The organism is Pseudomonas muyukensis, assembly GCF_019139535.1.
Classification (GTDB): domain Bacteria; phylum Pseudomonadota; class Gammaproteobacteria; order Pseudomonadales; family Pseudomonadaceae; genus Aquipseudomonas; species Aquipseudomonas muyukensis.
Genome location: NZ_CP077073.1, coordinates 3,960,860 through 3,980,605, shown reverse-complemented (window position 1 = coordinate 3,980,605; position 19,746 = coordinate 3,960,860). Strand labels below are relative to the sequence as shown.

Here is a 19,746-nt window from a genome sequence, read left to right as displayed (position 1 = left end):
AGGCCTGCGCGTACCCTGTAGGCGCCAGCCTTGCTGGCGAACGAGCCGCGCAGCGGCTCAGCCCTGGACAAGGGCCTGGATCACCTGCTCGACGCTGGCCTTGAGCCCGGCCACGGTATCCTCCGGGTCGCTCTCCAGCACCAGCAGCTTGGCCCCCGCCGCGGCGATCACCGCGGCGACCTTGGCCGGCGGCTGGCGATGGTGCAGCACCAGCGCCACGTCCTGGCCCTTGAGGTTGGCGCCCAGTGCATCGAGCGCTGCCTGGTCCCACTGCTCGTCGGCCAGCAATGGCTGCTCGACCACATCCAGGTTGAGCCCGCTGGCCAGGTAGCCCAGGCGCTCGGACAGGCTCACCACGCTCAGGTTGTCGACCTCGGCCAACTGGCCTTGGCTGCTGGCGGTCAACTCCAGCATCTGGCGCTTGAGCCCGGCCAGGTTGGCCTGGATCCTGGCCTTGTCCGCCGGTGCCAGGCGCTCGAGGTCGTTGGCCACGACATCGGCCATGCGCCCGAGGTTGCTCGGGTTCAGCCAGGGGTAGCTGGCGAAAGCCTCCTCGCCCCTGACCGCGATCCCCGGCAGGGCACCGTCCACCGGGCGCGCGGCGTCGATCTCGACAATGCGGATATTGCTGCGGCGGGCCATGGGGTACAGCGGGTCGTCGCGCCAGATCGAACGCACGCCGATCACCGCGTCGGCCTGGCTGGCCACCTTGTGCAGGCTGGCGCCGCCACGGCCGCTGAAGTACGAAGGCTGGCGGCTGGCCGGCAGGTTGGCCGGGGCGGCGCGCTCGAGTTGCACCGAGGTGCCGGCGAGCAGGGCGCTGGCCAGGCTGTGGGTCACCGGCAGGGTGGTCAGCACCTGGGTGGCATTGGCCAGTAGCGGCAGGCCGCTCAGGGCCAGGGCGAGGGTGAGCTGGTTCAGGGTCATGCCGGGTTTCCTTGCAGGCGGGGTACGAGGGCGCGGGCCAGGGCGGCGAGGGCGAAGCAGATCCCGGCGACCAGGATGATCGCCGCGCCCGAGGGCACCGGCAGGTCGAAGACGATCGGCAAGAGGATGCCGACCAGGGTGCTCAGGGTGGCGATGACCACCGAGACGAAGAAAAAGCCCTTCAGCGACTGGCTGACCAGCCGCGCCGCCGCCGCCGGGATCACCAGCAGGGCGCCGACCAGGATCGCCCCGATCACCTTCACCGAGGCCACGGTAACCAAGGTCACCAGCACCACGAACAGGTAGTCCAGGGTCTTCACCGCCACCCCGCGTACCGCCGCCAGCTGCGGGTTGAAGCTGGCCAGCATGATGCGGTTGTACAGCGGCAGGGCCAGGGCCAGTACCAGCACCGCGACGATGCCCAGCACCAGCAGGTCCTGGGCACTGACGGTGAGCACCGAACCGAACAGCACATTCTCAAGGATGTGCACGTTGATCTTGCCGGCCAGCATCAGCAGCAAACTGGCGCCCAGTGCCAGGGACACCGAGAGGAACACGCCGATCAGGGTGTCCGGCGACAGGCCGGTGCGGTTGCGCAGGAAGTTGAGCAGGATGCCGAACAGCAGGCAGTAGCCGAACAGGCTGCCGTAGGGGCCGGTGTAGGGCTCGCCGAGCAGGATGCCGATGGCCACGCCGGTGAGCGCGGCATGGCCGACCGCCTCGGAGAAGAAGGCAAAGCGCTTGACCACCACCAGGGTGCCCAGGCCGCCCAGCACCGGGCCGATCATCAAGCCGGCGAGCAGGGCGTTGACCACGAACCCATAGGCCAGCGCCTCCGGCAGGTAGCCGGTGCTGGCCAGGTCCTGGACCAGCTGGCGGAAGCTTTCGAAACTCATCGGGCAAGGCCCTCGCTGCGCGGGTGAACGGAAAACAGCCCAAGCAGGCGCTCGGGGGTCAGGGCTTCGGCGGGCGGGGCATCGAACAGCACCTGGCGGCTCAGCCCGGTGACCCGGTCGGCCAGGCGCAGCACCGCTTCGAGGTCGTGCTCGATCCACAGCACGGTGGTGCCGGCCTGGCGCCAGCCGCGCAGCAGTTGCTCGAACACCTGGATGCCGGCCTCGTCGAGGGCCGACATCGGCTCGTCCAGCACCAGCAACTGCGGCTCGGGGATCAGCCCCTGGGCCAGCAGCACACGCTGGCGCTCGCCGCCGGACAGCGCGCCCATGCGCCGCTTGCGCTTGTCGAGCATGCCCACCTGGGCCAAGGCCGCCTCGATGAGCGGCCGCACCTGCCGCGACAGGCCGAGGAACGCCGGGCGGCGCTGGCACATGGCGGCCATGAAGTCGTCGACCGTCATCGGCAGGCCGCGGTCGAACTCCAGGGCCTGGGGCACATAGCCGATCACCTCGCGCTCGCCCGGCCAGTGCAAGGTCAGTTGGCCCTGGTGCGGCATCTGCCCGAGCAGGGTCTTGATCAGCGAGCTCTTGCCGCCGCCGTTGGGGCCGACGATGGCGTGCACGCTGCCGGGGGCGACGTCGAAGCGCACGTTTTGCAGAATGCGCGTACGGCCCAGGGTGAGGTCGATGCCGTCGAACGCGATGCGCGGCCCGTGGGCCACGGCGAGGTTGGCGGCGGCGGTCACGCGCGGTTCTCCTGGATGGCCTGGACCACGGTGTCGAGGTTGCGCTTCATTTCCACCTCGTACTTGTCCTTGGTGTATTCGCCGTAGGAGATATGGGTCAGCGGGTAGATGCGCACGCCGGATTCCCGGTGGATGGTGTCGACGTAGGCCGAAGGGAAGTCCATCTCCGAGAAGATCACCTTCACATCCAGTGCCTTGAGCTGGTCGATGGTCTTCTTCAGTTGCGCAGGGCTCGGCTCGATGCCGTGGGCCGGTTCCACCACCGCGGTCACCTCCAGGCCGAAGTCGCGCACCAGGTAGTCGTAGGCGGCGTGGATGGTGGCCACGCGGAAGGTCGCGTCCGGCGCCTGGGTGACCTTGGCCAGCGCCTCGGCCCGCAGCGCGCGCAGGCGCTTGGCGTAGGCGCGGGCGTTGCGCTGGTAGAACTTGGCATTGTCCGGGTCGAGCTTGCCCAGCTCGCGGGCGATGTTGTTGACCTGGGCGATGGTGGCGCTGATCGACAGGAAGGTGTGCGGGTTGACCACCTTGCCAGCGCCGCGGGCGGCGATGCCGGTGGCCGCCAGCAGCGGCACGTTGGCGTTGGCCTCGATGGTCTTGATCGCCGGCTTTTCGCTGGCGGCGATCATGCGGTCGGCGAAGTCGTCGTGGCCCACGCCGTTGAGCACGATCACATCCAGGGTGCCGATGCGCTTGATGTCCTCGGCGCGCGGCTCGTAGGCATGGGGGTTGAAGCCGGCGGGAATCAGCGGCACCACCTCGGCCTTGTCGCCGACGATGTTGCTCACGTAGCTGTAGTAGGGGTGCAGGGTGATGCCGATGCGCAGCGGCTTGCCGTTGTCGGCGACCGCCAGGGCGGGCAGGGTGGCGACCAGAAACAGCGCCAGGGCGCGGGCGAAGCGGAACATGGGCGGGTCCTTGGGTTCAGTGGCGGTGTTGGCGGGTGACCCCGGCATCGAAGTGGCTGACGACCTGTTGCCAGCCGGCGGCGACCAGCGCCTCGGCGGCCAGGTCGTCCGGGGCTTGCGTGCTGCTGTCGCGGCGCAACCAGAGATCAGGCTGGGCGTTGCCGTCCTGGGGCACTATCAGCAGGAAGCTGCCGGCCACCTGGGCGTCCTGGCTGCGGCCCAGGTAGGCGCCGTTGGCCAGGCGCGACCACTGGTGGCCGCCGCGGCGCTGGCTGCTGGCGTCGCTGACGAAGGGCGGCAGGCCTTCCTCGGCCAGGGCCGCGGCCTCGGGCGCCACGCCGTTGTCCTCGTTCAGCAGGCGGATCTCGTCGACCGCCACCCACAGGTCGGTATGGATACCCTGTTCGGCGGCGTTGAGGTCGCGGCGCGCGTCGAGCTGGTGGGCGGCGAGGGTCGGCGTGTCCTCGTGCTCGCCGCGCAGGCTCACCACGCTGGCCGCCAGCAGCACGATCAGCGCGGCGGCCAGCAGCACGTAGAGGGTTTCATGCCCGGCGCCGGCCGGGCGCACCAGCTGGGCGCGGCTCATGGCGCACCGATGTCGGCGTGGTCGACTTCCACCACGTGGCCGGGGCCGGCGTCGAACAGCACGTAGAACTCACCGTCCGGGCGCTTGAAGGTCAGGGTCGAATCGTCGCCGAGCTTGCTGGCCAGCAGCACTTGCTCGTCGTAGCCGATCACGTCCAGGGTCACCCCCGGCGCACCGCTGCCGTCGGAAAAGCCGCCCTTGCAGGTGACCTGCTCGCCGGTCTCGGTGCATTCGCACATCGGGTTGTGCGCCAGCGCCGGGGTGGCGGCCAGGGCCAAGAGGGGCAGGGCGAGCCTGCGCAACGACTGTTTCATTTCTTGCCTCCTTGTTTGGCGAGCCAGGCGGCGGTGGCTGGCGATGCCTTGGCCAGCGGCACCGAGGCCTGGTACATCTTGCCGTCCCAGCCCTCGAGGGTGATCCACAGGTCGGCGTCGGGGCGGGTGCGTGGCGGGATCGGCAGGTTGGTGCCCATGCGGTAGGGCGCGCCGAAGAAGATGGTGCCGGCGGCGCGCAGGCTGCGCGGCTTGCCGACACGCAGGTAGATCGCCTTGACGCCTTCGGTGCAGGTCGCGCACAAGGCGGCGTTGAACGCCTTGAAATGCCCGGCCGGGCCGTCGGCGCGCGGCGCCTCGTCACGCAGCTCGGCCAGGTCCAGGCGCCAGCGGTCCACCTGGATGCCCTGGATCAGGTTGGCGCCCAGGCCGCTGTCGCCGCGGAACAGGCTGGCATCGGCGAAGTACTTGGGCATGAAGCCCAGCGGGATGAGAATCAGCAGGATGTTGAGGTGGAAGCGCCATTTCAGCCACCACTGTTTCAGGGCGCCTTGCGGCAACGGGTTTGCCTGGCTCATGGCTGGGCCTCCACGGGGGTCTCACGGGGGGGCTGGCGCACCCGTGCGGGGCGTTCGGCGCGCTTGAGGGCGGCGGCGGTGGCCTGGGCGGTGCGCTTGGTCCAGATCAGCAGGCCGCTGAGCACCATCAGGGTCAGCACCAGGCCGAAGAAGAACCAGATCAGCTTGATCGGCAAGCCGCCGAAGTCGCCGGTGTGCAAGGGGCGCATGGATTCGGTGACGAACTCCAGGGCCGAACGGTCGCCGAGCAGGAACTGGCTGTCGACCTTGCGCGTGTAGGGGTTGACCTCGGCGGTCTGGAACATCAGCGGGTACCAACCGCGGCCACCCATGCTGATATGGCTGTAGGCGGTGAGGGGCAGCGACACGAAGCTGATGTCCAGGCCCTCGATGGCCTGGGTGGCGATACGCGCGGCCTCGTCCACGCCGATGCGCGGCGCTGGCGTGCCGTCGGCGGTCAGCGGCACCTGGTCGCGGGCGATCACCGGCACCACGGGTTCGCTGGAGAGGGTGACATGGTTGTCACCGAGGATGGCCTGGATCAGGAACCAGGTGCCGGTGATGGAAATCACCGCGACGAACCAGATCGACCAGACCCCGGCCAGGCGATGCAGGTCGCCCCAGAAGATGCGCGGGCCGTGGCTGCGCCTTGGCCACTTGAAAAAACCCTTCCAGAACTTCTTGTACACCACCAGTCCGGTCACCAGCGAGGCGAGCATCGGCAGGCCCAGCAGCGACACCAGGTACCAGCCCCAGCTGTAGCCGCTGGTGAAGGGCACCAGCCACCAGCCGTGCAGCGCCCGGGTGAAGCCTTCGAAGTTGAAGTCCGGGCTCTTGCCCTGGATCGCGCCGGTATAGGGGTTGACGTAGAGGATCGGCAGCGAGCCGTCGGGCAGGGTCACCCCGGCGTGGAGGGCGAAGTGCGAACCGTCCGGTTGGCTGAGGAAGCGCACGGCGATTTCCGGGTTGCTCTGCTGCATGCGCTCCAGGACCTCCTGGAAACTCAAGCGCGGCGCGTCGTCGTGCGGTTTGCTGGCGCGCACATCGGGGTTGGCCAGCCAGACGATCTCCTGGCTCACCACGGCCAGCATGCCGGTGAAGCACACGATGAGCACGAAGAACCAGATCGGCAGGGCAAGCCAGCTGTGCACCAGGAACCACAGCCTGGATTTGGATTTTTTCGGTTGTTGGGCCATCGGTCATTCTTTGCTGGACGAAAGTGGGGTCGAGGCAAGGCTCAACCATACGGCTGCAACTAATAGGACGGATGAGAATGAGAATTCCGCTTGAGAAAGTGAAAGTAAATGTTTCAGCGGGCCGGGAAGTGCGGCCCCGGCGGCAGCGCCGCGCGGTAATTTTTCCACCCTAGTATCCGTTTGGTAGGGATGACCGGGCCTTGCCCGATGACCCCTCGTCTACGGAAATACGCCGATGAATGCCGAAAAGTCCCTTCAACTCGCCCGCCGCTTCATCGAGCTGCCGCTGGAAAAACGCCGGCTGTTTCTTGAAGGTCTGAACCGCGAAGGCATTGATTTCGCGCAGTTCCCCATCCCTGCGGGGGTCGAGGCGGCTGATCGCCAGGCGTTGTCCTACGCCCAGCAGCGCATGTGGTTCCTCTGGCAGCTCGACCCGCACAGCGGTGCCTACAACCTGCCCGGCGCCGTGCGCCTGGAAGGCCCGCTGGACATCGATGCGCTGCAGGCGTGCTTCGAACAGTTGGTGGGGCGGCATGAGGCCCTGCGCACGGTGTTCCAGCGCGACGCCGACGACAACCTGAGCCAGGTACCCTTGGACGAGGCCTTGGTCATCGCGCGCAGCGACCTCAGCGCGTATCCGCCGCAGGCACGCGAAGCCCAGGTGCGCCAGGCCGCCCTGGAGGAGTCGTTGCGCCCGTTCGACCTGGCGCGCGGTCCGCTGTTGCGCCTGCGCTTGCTGACCCTGGGGCCGACCTCCCATGTGCTGCTGCTGACCCTGCACCACATCGTTTCCGATGGTTGGTCGATGAACGTGCTGATCGACGAGTTCAGCCGCTGCTATGACGCTTTCGCCCAGGGCCAGGTGCCGGTACTGGCGCCATTGCCGATCCAGTACGCCGACTACGCCCTGTGGCAACGACGGTGGCTGGAGGCAGGCGAACAGGCGCGCCAGCTCGCTTACTGGCAACAGGTGCTGGGTGAGGAGCACCCGGTCATGGAGTTGCCTGGCGACCGGCCGCGCCCGTCAGTGCCGAGCCAGGCCGGCGAGCGCTTCGACTTCGCCCTCGATGCCGGCCTGGCCGAGCGTGCCCGCGCCTTCGCCCGGGAGCACAACGTGACCTTGTTCATGGTCCTGCTGGGGGCGTTCGACCTGCTCTTGCAGCGCTACACCGGCCTGGGCGAGCTGCGGGTCGGCAGCCCGGTGGCCAATCGCAACCGCAGCGAGACCGAGGGGCTGATCGGCTTGTTCGTCAACACCCAGGTGCTGTGCACCCGTGTCGACCCGACCCTGGACGGGCACGCGTTGCTGGCGGCGGTGCGCGAAACCGTGCTCGGTGCCCAGGCGCATCAGGACCTGCCGTTCGAGCGCCTGGTCGATGCCTTGAAGGTCGAGCGCAGCCTTACCCATTCACCGTTGTTCCAGGTGATGTACAACCACCAGCCACAGGTCGCCGACGTGCAGGCCATCGAGCTGGCGGCTGGGCTGCGTCTCGACGTGCTGGACTGGCGCAGCCGCACTACGCAGTTCGACCTGAGCCTGGACACCTATGAAAAGGCCGGCGTGCTGCATGCGGCGTTCACCTTCGCCAGCGACCTGTTCGATGCGGCGACGGTGCAGCGCATGGCGCGCCATTGGCAAAACCTGTTGCGCCAGTGGCTTGCGGCCCCGCAGTTGCCAGTCGGCCAGCTGCAGATGCTCGATGCCGAGGAGCACCAGCGCCAGTTGCAGCAGTGGAACGACAGCCACAGGCACTACCCGCAGGATCTGGGCGTGCACCAGCTGTTCGAGGCACGGGTACGCGAAATGCCTGGCGCGCCAGCCCTGGTGTTCGCCGACACGGCGCTGGACTACGCTGAGCTGAACGCCCGGGCCAACCGCCTGGCCCACCACCTGATCGCGCTGGGGGCCGGCCCCGAAGTGCTGGTGGGCATCGCGGTGCAGCGCAGCGTGGAGATGGTGGTCGGCCTGATGGCCATTCTCAAGGCCGGCGCGGCGTATGTCCCGCTGGACCCGGAATACCCGCAGGAACGCTTGCGCTACATGATCGAGGACAGTGGCATCGGTCTGCTGCTGACCCAGCAGGCCTTGCTCGAACAGCTGCCGGTGCCCGGCGGCCTGGTCTGCCTGGCGCTCGACGGCCTCGACCTGAGCGCCTCGCCCGCGCACGACCCGCAACGGCCGCTGGCTCCGGAAAGCCTGGCCTACGTCATCTACACCTCGGGCTCGACCGGCCAGCCGAAGGGCGCTGGCAACCGTCACCTGGCGCTGACCAACCGCTTGTGCTGGATGCAGGAGGCCTATGCCTTGCAACCGGGCGACACGGTTTTGCAGAAGACGCCGTTCAGTTTCGACGTGTCGGTGTGGGAGTTCTTCTGGCCGCTGATGGTCGGGGCGCGCCTGGCCGTGGCCGCGCCCGGGGCGCACCGTGACCCCGAGCAACTGATCGGCTGCATCCGCCGCTGGCAGGTCAGCACCTTGCACTTCGTGCCGTCGATGCTCCAGGCCTTCATTCATGCGCCGGGGGTGCAGGCCTGTGACAGCCTGCGGCGCATCGTCTGCAGCGGCGAGGCGCTGCCGCTGGACGCCCAGCAGCAGGTGTTCGCGCGCCTGCCCCAGGCCCGCTTGTACAACCTGTATGGGCCCACCGAGGCGGCGATCGACGTCACCCACTGGACCTGTGTCGAAGAGGGGCGCGACAGCGTGCCGATCGGCGTGCCGATCGCCAACCTGCGCACCTTCGTCCTCGACAGCGCGCTGATGCCGGTGCCCGCGGGGGTCTCCGGCGAGCTCTATCTGCAAGGGGCCGGGCTCGCCCGCGGTTACCACCAGCGGCCGGGCCTGAGCGCCGAGCGCTTCGTCGCCTGCCCGTTCATCGACGGTGCGCGCATGTACCGGACCGGCGACCGGGTGCGCCAGCGTGACAATGGCGTGATCGAGTACCTTGGGCGCTTCGACCACCAGGTCAAGCTGCGCGGCCTGCGCATCGAGCTGGGGGAAATCGAGGCGCGCCTGGCCCAGCATGCGAGCGTGCGCGAGGCGGTGGTGCTGGTGCTGGAGGACAAGCACCTGGTGGCTTGGCTGGTGCCGGAGGATGCGGCGCCCACGGTTGGCTGGGAGGAGGCGCTCAAGGCCTGGGTCGGCCAGGCGTTGCCCGAGTACATGGTGCCCAGCCACCTGCTGGCACTGGCGTGCTTGCCGGTGACCGCCAATGGCAAGCTCGACCGCAAGGCGCTGCCGTTGCCGGTGTTCGCCGCCAGTGCCCGTTACAGCGCGCCGCAGACCGCGACGCAGAAGACCCTGGCGCAGATCTGGCAGGCGGTGCTGGGGGTTGCCCAGGTAGGCCTGGATGACAACTATTTCGAGCTTGGCGGCGATTCGATCGTGTCGATCCAGGTGGTGGGCCGGGCCCGCCAGGCGGGCCTGGCGCTGGCGCCGCGCGACCTGTTCCAGCACCAGACGCTGCGCAGCCTGGCCCAGGTGGCGCGGGCGTGCAGCCAGGCAGTGGTCGATCAGGGGCCGGTGACGGGCGAGGTGCTGCCCACGCCGGTGCAGCAGATGTTCTTCGAGCAGGCGCTGGCCACGCCGAACCACTGGAACCAGGCGCTGCTGCTCAAGCCGCGCGAGCGTCTGCAGGCAGCACCGTTGCAGGCGGCCCTGGCAGCGCTGGTGGCCCATCACGATGCCTTGCGCCTGCGCTTCGAACACGGGCTCGACGGTTGGCGCCAGCAGCATGCCGGCCTGGAGGCGCTGCCCCAGCTGTGGCAGCGCCAGGCCGCCGATGGCCAGGCCTTGCGCGCAGTGTGCGATGAAGCCCAGCGCAGCCTGGACCTGGCCCAGGGCCCGTTGCTGCGTGGCGTGCTGGTGGAGATGGCCGATGGCAGCCAGCGTCTGTTGCTGGTGATCCACCACCTGGTGGTCGATGGCGTGTCCTGGCGCGTCCTGCTGGAGGACCTGCAGGGGCTGTGCCGCCCGCAACCTCAGGCTCTGCCGGCCAAGACCACCTCCTACCAGGCCTGGGCCCTGCGCCTGCACGGTTATCGCGAGCAGGCCCAGGCGCAGTTGCCGCACTGGCTGGCGCAACTGGCGCAAGCCGACGACCTGCCTGGCGCCAACCGCGACGTGGCCTTGCGCAACCGCGACGAGGACAAGGTGCACATGGTCCTGGACCAGGCCTGGACCCAGCGCCTCCTGCAACAGGCGCCTGCCGCCTACCGCACGCAGATCAACGACCTGCTGCTGGCCGCGCTGGCTCGCGCGGTGTGCCGCTGGACCGGTCGCGACGACACCCTGGTGCAACTGGAAGGGCACGGGCGCGAAGAGTTGTTCGAGCAGGTCGACCTCAGCCGCACCCTGGGTTGGTTCACCAGCCTCTACCCGGTCAGGCTGGCGCCGCAGGCGGGGCTTGGCGAGTCGATCAAGGCCATCAAGGAGCAGTTGCGCGCGGTGCCCGATCGCGGGCTTGGTTATGGCGTGCTGCGCTACATGGGTGGGCCGCAGGTGCGCGCGCAGCTGGCCGCGTGCCCGGGCGTGCCGCGCATCACCTTCAACTACCTGGGGCGCTTCGACGGCCAGTTCGATGAGCGCGCGCTGTTCACCCCGGCCGCTGAAGGGCCGGGCGCCGGGCAGGCCGAGGATGCGCCGCTGGCCAACTGGCTGACGGTGGAGGGGCAGGTGCATGAAGGGCGTCTGCAGTTGGCGTTCGGCTTCAGCCGGGCGATGTTCGACGGCGCGCTGATCCAGGCCTTGGCCGACGATATGCGCGAGCAGTTGCAGCAACTGGTCGAGCACTGCGTGCAGCAGCCGTGCAGCCAGCCGACCTGGTCCGACTTCCCCTTGGCCGGCCTTGCGCCCGCCCAGTTCGACAGCCTGGCGGCGCAGCTCGGTGACATCGACGATCTCTACCCGTTGACGCCCATGCAGCAGGGCATGCTGTTCCATGCCTTGTATGCCGACGATGCCGGCGCGTACATCAACCAGTTGCGTGTCGATGTGCAGGACCTGGACGTGGAGCGTTTCCGCCAGGCGTGGCAGGCGACCGTGCAGGCCCACGACATCCTGCGCAGTCGGTTCTTCTGGGAGGGCGGCCTGGAGCGCCCGCTGCAGGGGGTGTGCCGCCAGGTCAGGCTCGAGTTGCAGGTGCATGAGGGGCGCCAGCAGCCTGACCTGCCAGCGCACCTGGATGCGCTGGCGCAGGCGCGGCGCCAGGCCGGCTTCGCCCTGGAGCGCGCGCCGCTGTTCAACCTCGACCTGGTGCGCTGCGGCGAGCAGCAGCATCACCTGATCTACACCCACCATCACATCCTCATGGATGGCTGGAGCAATGCCCGCCTGCTCGGCGAGGTGCTGGCCCGTTACCAGGGCCAGGCACCGGCGCGCCCGGCCAGCCGCTACCGCGACTATATCGAGCGCTTGCAGCAGCTGCCTGTGCAGGCCGCCGAAGCCTTCTGGCGCGAGCAACTGCAAGGGTTGCAGGAACCCTTCAGGCTGGCGGCGCTGTTGCCGGCCGACGGCGTGGCCGGGCAGGGGCGTGGCACCCTTGGGCAACACTTCGATGCCGAGCGCACTGCGGCGCTGGCGGCATGTGCCCGGCAGCACAAGGTCACCCTCAATACCTTGGTGCAGGCCGCCTGGCTGCTGTTGCTGCACCGCTACAGCGGGCGCGATGAAGTGGTGGTCGGTGCCACGGTCTCTGGCCGCGGCCTTGAGCTGCCCGGTATCGAAGAGCAGATCGGCTTGTTCATCAACACCTTGCCGGTGGTTGCCCGTCCGCGCGCCGAGCAGCCGCTGGGCGAGTGGTTGCAGCAGGTGCAGGCGCTGAACCTGGCCCTGCGCGAGCACGAGCAGACGCCGTTGTTCGAGCTGCAGCGCTGGGCCGGGGTGCAGGGCGAGGGGTTGTTCGACCATATCCTGGTGTTCGAGAACTATCCCCTGGCCGAGGCGCTGCAACAGGCGCGTGGGCCGCGTTTCGGCACGCCGAGCAACCTGGAGCAGACCCATTACCCCTTGGCAGTGGCGGTCACCCTCGGCCAGACCCTGGACCTGCAATACGACTTCGATCGCGCGGCCATCGGCGCCGCGGCGCTCGAGCGCCTGGCCGGGCATTTCGACAACCTGCTGCAGGCCTTGCAGGGCGATGCCCGGATCGCCATCGGCAACCTGCCGATGCTGGCCGCGCAAGAGCAGCAGCGGCTGCTGGCAACCGCCAGCGGGGCACCGCTGGCCGCGGTCGAGGCCAGTGGGATTCACCAGTTGCTGCGGGCGCAAGTGGCCCGCACGCCACAGGCCTGTGCCCTGGAGTGGCGCGGCGAGCGCCTGAGCTACCAGGCCCTGGAGCTGCGTGCCAACCGCCTGGCCCTGCGCCTGCAGGCCGCAGGCGCAGGGCCGGAGCAAGTCGTCGCGATCAGCGCCGAGCGCAGCCTGGAGACCTTCATCGCGCTGCTGGCGGTGCTCAAGACCGGCGCCGCCTACCTGCCCCTGGACCCGAGCTACCCCAGCCAGCGCCTGGCATTCATGCTCGAGGACAGTGGCGCGCGCCTGCTGTTGTGCCCGCCTGGCCTGGCGTTGCCGGTGCCGGCGGGCGTGCAGGTGCTGGCGCTGCAGCCCGACCACGATGACGCCCCGGCGCCGCTGGTGGAGGTGCGCCCGGCCGCGGACAGCCTGGCCTATGTCATCTACACCTCCGGCTCCACCGGTCGCCCGAAAGGCGTGCAGGTGCGCCATGGCGGCTTGCTCAACCATATGCGCTGGATGCTGCGGGCCATTGCCCTGACGCCTGAGGATCGGGTGTTGCAGAAGACCTCGTTGAGCTTCGACGCGTCGGTCTGGGAGTGCTGGCTGCCGCTGCTGGCGGGTGCCCAGCTGGTGCTCGCCGAGCCGGCACTGAGCCGCGACATGTCCGGCTTGTGGGCCTGTGTGGCGCAGCTGCGGATCAGCGTCCTGCAGGCCGTGCCGTCATTGCTCCAGGCCTTGCTCGGCGAGGCCGATGCGGCGCGCCTGGCCAGCCTGCGCTACCTGATGGTCGGGGGCGAGGCACTGAGCGCCAGCCTGGTCAACACCCTGTTGCAGCGTTGGCCGGGCCGGGTGGTCAACCTGTACGGGCCGACCGAGGCCACCATCCAGATCACCTGGGCGCAGTTCGAGGCCAGCGTCGCTGGCGCCATGGCGCCGATCGGGCGGCCGGTCGACCAGGTTCAGGTCCAGGTGCTGGGCAGCGACCTGCAGTTGCAGCCCGAAGGTGTCGTCGGTGAGCTGTGCATCGGCGGTGCCAGCCTGGCCCGCGGCTACCATGCCCGGCCAGGCCTTACCGCCGAGCGCTTCGTGCCCGACCCACACGCCCAGCTGCCAGGCGCACGGCTCTACCGCACCGGTGACCTGGGCCGGCAGGGGCCGGATGGGCTGGTCTATGCCGGGCGCGCCGACCAGCAGGTCAAGGTGCGCGGTTTTCGCATCGAGCCGGGGGAAGTCGAACAGCGCCTGCTGGCGCTGGCCCCGGTGCGCGAGGCTGCGGTGCTGGCCCTGGACGGGCGGCTGGAGGCCTTCGTCGTCGCGCCGACGGCCTCGGCCCAAGGGTTGCTCGATGACCTGCGCCAGGCCCTGCCGGAGCATATGGTGCCTGGCCGCCTGCAGCTGCTGGAGCGCTTGCCCATGATGCCCAACGGCAAGCTGGATCGTACGGCGCTCAAGCAGTTGGCCGGCGAACAGGCGCAGCGCCCCCATCGTGCGCCGCAAAGCGCGCTGCAGCGTCAGGTCGGCGCGGTCTGGGAGCAGGTGCTTGGCTGTGGCCCGGTGGGGCTGGACGACAGCTTCTTCGCCCTGGGCGGCCATTCGTTGCTGGCCACCCAGGTGGTCAGCCGCCTGCGCCAGGAGCTTGGGCTGCAGCTCGCCCTGCGGGCGTTGTTCGACAGCCCGTCGTTGGAGGCGTTCGTCGCGACCCTCGGGGGGCTCGCGCGGGCCGGCCAGGTGCCCGCCTTGCAGGCGGTGGATCAGCACCGGGCGCAGCCGTTGTCGTTCGCCCAGCAGCGCCTGTGGTTCCTCTGGCAGTTGGAGCCGCACAGCTCGATGTACAACATCCCGCGGGCCCTGGAACTGGTCGGCGAGCTGCAGGTGGACGCGGTACGCGAGGCGTTTGCGGCGTTGTTGCAGCGTCACACGGTCCTGCGCACGCGCTTTTTCGAAGAGCAGGGGCAGGCCTGGCAGCAGGTGGATGGGCAGGCGCGCCTGCCGTTCACCTTGACCGACCTGAGCGAGCTGGCGCCGGCGGCGCGTCAGGTGGCCCTGGCCGAACACATGCAGGAAAGCGCCAGTGCGCCGTTCGACCTGCGCAGCGGGCCGCTGTTGCGGGTGCAACTGTTGCGCCTGGAAGCCCGGCGCCATGTGCTGCTGGTGACCTTGCACCACGTGGTTGCCGATCACTGGTCATTCGCCATCCTGATCCGTGAGTTCGCGGCGTTGTACCAGGCGTTGGCCAAGGGCCAGGCGCACCCGCTGCCGGCCGCCGGCCTGCAGTACCTGGACTTTGCCGTGTGGCAGCGCCAGTGGCTGGAGGGCGGCGAAATGCAGCGCCAGCTGGGTTACTGGCGCGAACAGCTGGGCGGGGAGCACTTCATCAGCGCCTTGCCGCGTTCGGCCAGCGGCCCGCAGGGGGCCGGGCAGGGCTGCGCGGTGCACGAGTACCGTTTCGACGAGGCGCTCAGCCAAGGCTTGCGCAGCCTGGCGCAGCGTCAGGGGCTGACCCTGTACATGTTGCTGCTGGCCGGTTTCGCCCTGGTGGTAAGCCTGCGTTGTGGCCAGTCGCGGGTGCGCCTGGGCAGCGACATTGCCAACCGCAACCACACCGGCGTTGAAGAAATGGTCGGCTTCTTCGTCAATCAATTGGTACTGCAGTTGACGGTGGATGAACAGCAGTCGATCGCTGGGTTCCTCGCCCATTGCCGAGACGTGGTGATTGCTGCCAGCGACCACCAGGACCTGCCGTTCGACCGCCTGGTCGAGGCCTTGCGCCTGCCACGGCGGGCCGGGCGCTCGCCGTTGTTCGAGATCAAGTTCATCTATCAGGAACAGGGCGCGAGCCTGCCGGCGATCGATGGCCTGCAGGTCCAGGGCTGGCCCGCCGGCCAGGCGGCCGCGGAACTGGAGATGATCGCCGAGTTCGTCAACGGGCCGCAGGCCATCGAAGTGGGCTTCAAGTGCATGGCCGGGTTGTACGAGGCCAGTGACATCGACGCCTTGTTCGCCCAGTTGGTGGCGGTGTTCGAACGCTTGCTCGACTCGCCCCAGGGCACGCTGGCGCCGCTGTTGCAACTGGCGCGCGAGCGTCAGCGCGAGGCGCAGCAGGCCCAGTTGCAGGCGCGCAGCGCGCAGCTGCAACAGCAACACCCGATTCGCCGGCGCGCCTCAGCGCGCAATGCCAGCGAAGGAACGAAGTGACGAAAGCCCCTGCGGGGGCGTGGAGTTGGCGCAGTCGCCAATGTCGAATCAGCGAATGGAAGGTGTCAAATGTCGAATTTCGAGTCGCACGGCATACCGGCTCTGGCCAGGGGCAGGCGCAAGGGCCTGAGTGTCGATCCGCAACGGCTGGTGAGTTTCTCGCCGCTGTTCGAGGGCGGCTCGATGCCGTTGCTGTGCCAGCCCAGCGTGCCGGGGGTGGGCCTGGTGCAGTGGGCGGGCGAGAACCGTGCGCTGATCGAGGCGCAGCTGGACAAGCATGCGGCGATCCTGTTCCGCGGCTTCGACGTGCAGGACATCGACACCTTCAACCGCTGCATCGACGCGATTTCCGGCGGCGCCCTGGAGTACCTGTTCCGCGCCTCGCCGCGCACCCAGATCACGCGCAAGCTGAATGTCTACAGCTCTACCGACTACCCGGCGCCGGAGAAGATCTTCCCGCACAACGAGCACTCCTATTCGCCGGTGTTTCCGTTGCACCTGTATTTCTATTGCGACCTGCCGTCGCAAACCGGCGGCGAGACGCCGCTGGGCGATACCCGGCTGATCCTCGAGCGGATCGACCCTGAGGTGCGCGAAGCGTTCGCCCGCAAGGGCATCCTCTATGTGCGCAACTATGGCGACGGCATGGGCCTGCCCTGGCAGACCGTGTTCCAGACCGACGACCGCGCGGCGGTCGAGGCCTACTGCGCGAAGATCGGCGTTGAGCCTGAGTGGAAGCCGGGCAATCGCCTGCGTACCCGCCAGCGCGGGCCGGCGCTGGTGCGCCACCCGCGCACTGGCGAAACCGTCTGGTTCAACCACGGCACCTTCTTCAACGCCCTGACCCTGCCCGACAGCATCCGCGCCAGCCTGATCGCCGAGTTCGAGCCCATGGAGCTGCCGCAGAACACCTTCTTCGGTGATGGCTCGGCAATACCCGAGGCTTACATCACCCATCTCCAGCAGATCTATCGCGAGGTCATGGTGCAGTTCCCGTGGCAGACCGGCGACGTGGTGCTGCTGGACAACATTCTCACGGTGCACGCACGCAACGAGTACACCGGCCCGCGAAAAATACTCACCGCCATGGCCGTCGCGCTGAAAAGCGCCGACGTGGCCATCGGTTAAGGAATCCGTCCCCATGAATGCCATCACCGACCCTTGCGAAGTCTTCCAGGTTTCCTGCCAGCAAGCCGCTATTCTCGATGCCCAGGCCCGGATGGGCCGACCATTGTGCGCCCACCTGGGGCTGACGCTGGACGCTGCGGTGCAGCCCGAGCGCCTGGAACAGGCCGCGCGTGCGCTCAGTGCCCGCTACGAGATCCTGCGCACCGAGTACCGTGCTGTGCCCGGCATGCGCCGGGCGGTGCAGGCCATCGCCGCGCAGCCGCGCCTGGCGCTGCTGGCGCTGGCGCCAGGGGCGTTCGACCAGGCGCCGGAGCGTGCCGTCGAAGCCTTGGCCGAGCACAGCCTGGTGCTGAGCCTGGGCAGCGGCGAGCAAGCGCACCGGGTCATGCTCAGCCTGCCGCTGGCCAGCGTCGACCGCGTCAGCCTGGCACTGCTCGGCCGCGAGCTGCTGGCGCTCTATGCAGGCGAGCCGTTGGCCGCGTTCGAAGGCCTGCAGTACGCCGATTACTCGGATTGGCAGGCAGGGTTGGGCGAGGAAGCTATCGGCCAGCAGGGTGAGCGCTTCTGGCGTGAGCTGTTGCAGGCCCATCCAGCGCTGGCGCAATGGCCTGGCGAACCGCGCGGCAGCAGCGCGCTGGCGCCGCAGTGCGCGAGGCAGGCGGCGGCTGTCGAGCTCGGGCGTCTCGACAAGCTGGCCGGCGAGCAAGGCCTGGACGGCGCCCAGGCCTTGCTGATGGTGCTGTGGGGCGACTTCGTCGGCGGCCTGGGCGGGCAGCAGAGCTGGTTGGTCAGCCAGGCGGTGACTGGCCGCAACAGCCAATTGCAGGACGCGGTGGGGCACTTCGCCCTGGACCTGCCGGTGCTGTTCCAGGCGCAACCGGGCATCGGTCTTGGCGAGCGTGCCGAGCGCTACGCCGCCCAGGCGCAACTCAGCCAATCGTGGCTGGACTGCTTCGATGCGGCGCAGGCCGCCGAGGCTGGGGCAGTGGCGGACTTCGGTTTCGAATGGCAAGCAGCCGACGACCTCGAGCTGCACCTGCCGGCGCGTTCGCTGCAACGCTTGCGGCTGAATGCCCAGGCCGCGGCGGACGGCGTGCACCTGACCCTGACCCTGGGCGAGGGCTTCCCGGCAGGGCTGGCCGAGATCTGGTTGCAGCAGTTCGTGACCTTCGTCGCCGGGGTGCTCGCCGACCCGGCGCTGCCACTGGCGCATCAGGCCCTGGTCGACAGCGCCCAGGCCGCGCGCCTGGGGGCTGTGCTCGACCGCAGCGGGCAGCCGGCCGCGGGCAGCCAGGGGCAGCTGCAGCAGTTGTTCGAAGCCCAGGTGGCCCGCCAGCCCGAGCACACGGCGTTGATCATCGGCGCCCAGCAACTGAGCTACGCAGCGCTCGATCGGCGCGCCAACCAGGTCGCCCATGCCCTGCGGGCGCAGGGCGTCGGGCGGGAGTCGGTGGTGGCGGTGTACGGCGAGCGTTCGCTGGAGATCGTCGTGGCCATGCTCGGCGTGCTCAAGGCCGGCGCCGCTTACCTGCCGCTGGACCCAAGCTATCCGTCGGCGCGCCTGGGCTTCATGCTCGAGGATGCCAAGGTGGCTGGCCTGATCGCCCTGCAAGCGCTCGACCCGGCCATCACCCTGGACCCGGGGCTGGCGCTGCTGCGCCTGGAGGACGCCGCGGTGCGCGAGGCGAGCGAGCAGGCCCCGCCGCTGCAGGCCGATCCGGCCGACCTGGCTTACATCATCTACACCTCAGGCTCTACCGGCACCCCCAAGGGGGTGATGATCAGCCACGCCAATGCGCGGGCTTCGACCTGCGCGCGCTTGCAGTTCTATGCCGAGCCGGTGCAGCGTTTCCTGATGCTCTCGTCGTTTTCCTTCGACAGCTCGGTGGCCGGGATCTTCTGGTCGTTGGCCCAGGGTGGCAGCCTGGTCTTGCCGCAGGAACAGCAGCACAAGGATCCCCAGGCGCTGGCACGGCTGATCGAGGCGCAACGGATTTCCCATTTCCTGGCACTGCCTTCGCTGTATGCGCAGATCCTCGATGGCCTGGGCCAGGCCGAGGCGCTGCGCTGCGTCATCGTGGCCGGCGAAACCTGCCCGGCGGAGCTGGCGCTGCGCCATCGTGAGCGGCTGCCGGGGGCCGAGCTGGTCAACGAGTATGGTCCGTCGGAAGGCGCGGTCTGGTGCAGTGCCTATATCACCTCCACGGTCGACGCCACGGCGGCGCTGCGGGTGCCGATCGGCGAGGCCATCGCCGGCACGCGCCTGTATGTGCTGGACGAGCAGGGGCGTTGGGCCGGTTTTGCCCGCGAGGGCGAGCTGTGCCTGGCCGGCGTCAACCTGGCCCGTGGCTACCTGGGCCGTCCGGGCCTGACCGCCAGCCGCTTCATCCCCGACCCGCTGGCCACGACGCCAGGGCAGCGCTGCTACCGCAGCGGCGACCTGGCCAGTGTGCGGGTCGACGGGTTGGTCGATTACCTGGGCCGCCTGGATCATCAGTTGAAGATTCGCGGCCACCGTATCGAGCTGGGCGAGATCGAGGCGCTGCTGGGCCAGCAGCCCGGCGTGCGCGAGGCGGTGGTGATCGCGCGGGAAACCCAGGCGGGCAAGCAGCTGGTGGCGTTCGTCGTCGGCCAGGCCGACGAGGGCGTGCTCGCGCGTCTGCGCGATACGCTGCCCGAGTACATGGTGCCCACCGCGCTGCAAGTGCTCGACCAGTTGCCGCGTACCCCCAACGGCAAGGTCGACCGCCTGGCCCTGAGCGAGCGCAGCCTGGCCAGTGTCGACTACCTGGCCCCGCGCAATGACCTGGAGGCCGAGCTGGCGGCGATCTGGCAGGAGGCCCTGGGCCTGGAGCGGGTCGGGGTCAGGGACAACTTCTTCGCCCTCGGCGGCCATTCGCTGCTGGCCACGCGAATCCGTTCGCAAGTGCAGCAGCGCCTGGACCTCAACCTGCCGCTGAAGGTGTTCTTCGAAGGTGAAACCATCGAGCTGCTGGCTGAGCAGATCGAGGCGCACCGCGGCGGTGCCGGTGGCGCCGAACAGGTCGATGCGCTCGAGGCGCTGTTTGCCGAGACCCAGGAGTGA

11 protein-coding genes are annotated in these 19,746 nt (G+C 68.9%); 3 read left to right on the top strand and 8 right to left on the bottom strand.

Features of this window, described 5'->3' with window-relative positions; translation table 11 throughout:
* Positions 1-57: 57 nt before the first annotated feature.
* Genes KSS95_RS17470 through KSS95_RS17435 form a run of 8 tightly spaced genes read right to left on the bottom strand, consistent with a single transcriptional unit; the run spans position 58 to position 6,106 of the window.
* Positions 58-927 carry a metal ABC transporter solute-binding protein, Zn/Mn family gene (locus KSS95_RS17470; protein ID WP_217848315.1) on the bottom strand — a complete coding sequence of 290 codons (870 nt, stop codon included), beginning with the start codon at positions 925-927 and terminating at the stop codon, positions 58-60.
* Positions 924-1,823, bottom strand: a complete 900-nt coding sequence (locus KSS95_RS17465; RefSeq protein WP_217848314.1) for a metal ABC transporter permease — start codon at positions 1,821-1,823, stop codon at positions 924-926. Before KSS95_RS17465 ends, KSS95_RS17470 begins: the two co-directional genes overlap by 4 nt.
* A complete protein-coding gene (locus tag KSS95_RS17460; protein ID WP_217848313.1) occupies positions 1,820-2,569 on the bottom strand; it encodes a metal ABC transporter ATP-binding protein in 750 nt (249 codons plus the stop codon). Before KSS95_RS17460 ends, KSS95_RS17465 begins: the two co-directional genes overlap by 4 nt.
* Complete coding sequence (locus KSS95_RS17455) at positions 2,566-3,474, bottom strand: metal ABC transporter substrate-binding protein (protein WP_217848312.1); 909 nt, start codon at positions 3,472-3,474, stop codon at positions 2,566-2,568. The genes KSS95_RS17460 and KSS95_RS17455 overlap by 4 nt, the downstream gene beginning before the upstream one ends.
* Positions 3,475-3,490: 16 nt before the next feature.
* A complete protein-coding gene (locus KSS95_RS17450; RefSeq protein WP_217848311.1) occupies positions 3,491-4,060 on the bottom strand; it encodes a DUF6162 family protein in 570 nt (189 codons plus the stop codon).
* Positions 4,057-4,374: a hypothetical protein gene (locus KSS95_RS17445; RefSeq protein WP_217848310.1), complete on the bottom strand. Its 318-nt coding sequence runs from the start codon at positions 4,372-4,374 to the stop codon at positions 4,057-4,059. The genes KSS95_RS17450 and KSS95_RS17445 overlap by 4 nt, the downstream gene beginning before the upstream one ends.
* On the bottom strand, positions 4,371-4,910 hold the full coding sequence (locus tag KSS95_RS17440) for a PA2404 family protein (RefSeq protein ID WP_217848309.1): 540 nt from the start codon (positions 4,908-4,910) through the stop codon (positions 4,371-4,373). The genes KSS95_RS17445 and KSS95_RS17440 overlap by 4 nt, the downstream gene beginning before the upstream one ends.
* Positions 4,907-6,106, bottom strand: coding sequence for a PepSY-associated TM helix domain-containing protein (locus KSS95_RS17435; RefSeq protein ID WP_217848308.1), 1,200 nt, complete (start codon positions 6,104-6,106; stop codon positions 4,907-4,909). Before KSS95_RS17435 ends, KSS95_RS17440 begins: the two co-directional genes overlap by 4 nt.
* A 235-nt stretch (positions 6,107-6,341) precedes the next feature.
* Here KSS95_RS17435 and KSS95_RS17430 point away from each other — a divergent pair, with 235 nt between their 5' ends.
* The 3 genes from KSS95_RS17430 (at position 6,342) to KSS95_RS17420 (ending at position 19,746) form a co-directional block, all read left to right on the top strand.
* Complete coding sequence (locus tag KSS95_RS17430) at positions 6,342-15,533, top strand: non-ribosomal peptide synthetase (protein ID WP_217848307.1); 9,192 nt, start codon at positions 6,342-6,344, stop codon at positions 15,531-15,533.
* 69 nt (positions 15,534-15,602) lie between these two features.
* On the top strand, positions 15,603-16,661 hold the full coding sequence (locus tag KSS95_RS17425; RefSeq protein ID WP_217848306.1) for a TauD/TfdA family dioxygenase: 1,059 nt from the start codon (positions 15,603-15,605) through the stop codon (positions 16,659-16,661).
* 13 nt (positions 16,662-16,674) lie between these two features.
* A complete protein-coding gene (locus tag KSS95_RS17420; RefSeq protein WP_217848305.1) occupies positions 16,675-19,746 on the top strand; it encodes a non-ribosomal peptide synthetase in 3,072 nt (1,023 codons plus the stop codon).

Excerpts from the sequence above, each read along its gene's own strand:
- KSS95_RS17420 (WP_217848305.1), top strand. The coding sequence starts at position 16,675 with ATGAATGCCATCACCGACCCTTGCGAAGTCTTCCAGGTTTCCTGCCAG.
- KSS95_RS17450 (WP_217848311.1), bottom strand. The coding sequence starts at position 4,060 with ATGAGCCGCGCCCAGCTGGTGCGCCCGGCCGGCGCCGGGCATGAAACC.
- KSS95_RS17430 (WP_217848307.1), top strand. The coding sequence starts at position 6,342 with ATGAATGCCGAAAAGTCCCTTCAACTCGCCCGCCGCTTCATCGAGCTG.
- KSS95_RS17445 (WP_217848310.1), bottom strand. The coding sequence starts at position 4,374 with ATGAAACAGTCGTTGCGCAGGCTCGCCCTGCCCCTCTTGGCCCTGGCC.
- KSS95_RS17470 (WP_217848315.1), bottom strand. The coding sequence starts at position 927 with ATGACCCTGAACCAGCTCACCCTCGCCCTGGCCCTGAGCGGCCTGCCG.
- KSS95_RS17440 (WP_217848309.1), bottom strand. The coding sequence starts at position 4,910 with ATGAGCCAGGCAAACCCGTTGCCGCAAGGCGCCCTGAAACAGTGGTGG.
- KSS95_RS17455 (WP_217848312.1), bottom strand. The coding sequence starts at position 3,474 with ATGTTCCGCTTCGCCCGCGCCCTGGCGCTGTTTCTGGTCGCCACCCTG.
- KSS95_RS17425 (WP_217848306.1), top strand. The coding sequence starts at position 15,603 with ATGTCGAATTTCGAGTCGCACGGCATACCGGCTCTGGCCAGGGGCAGG.
- KSS95_RS17435 (WP_217848308.1), bottom strand. The coding sequence starts at position 6,106 with ATGGCCCAACAACCGAAAAAATCCAAATCCAGGCTGTGGTTCCTGGTG.
- KSS95_RS17465 (WP_217848314.1), bottom strand. The coding sequence starts at position 1,823 with ATGAGTTTCGAAAGCTTCCGCCAGCTGGTCCAGGACCTGGCCAGCACC.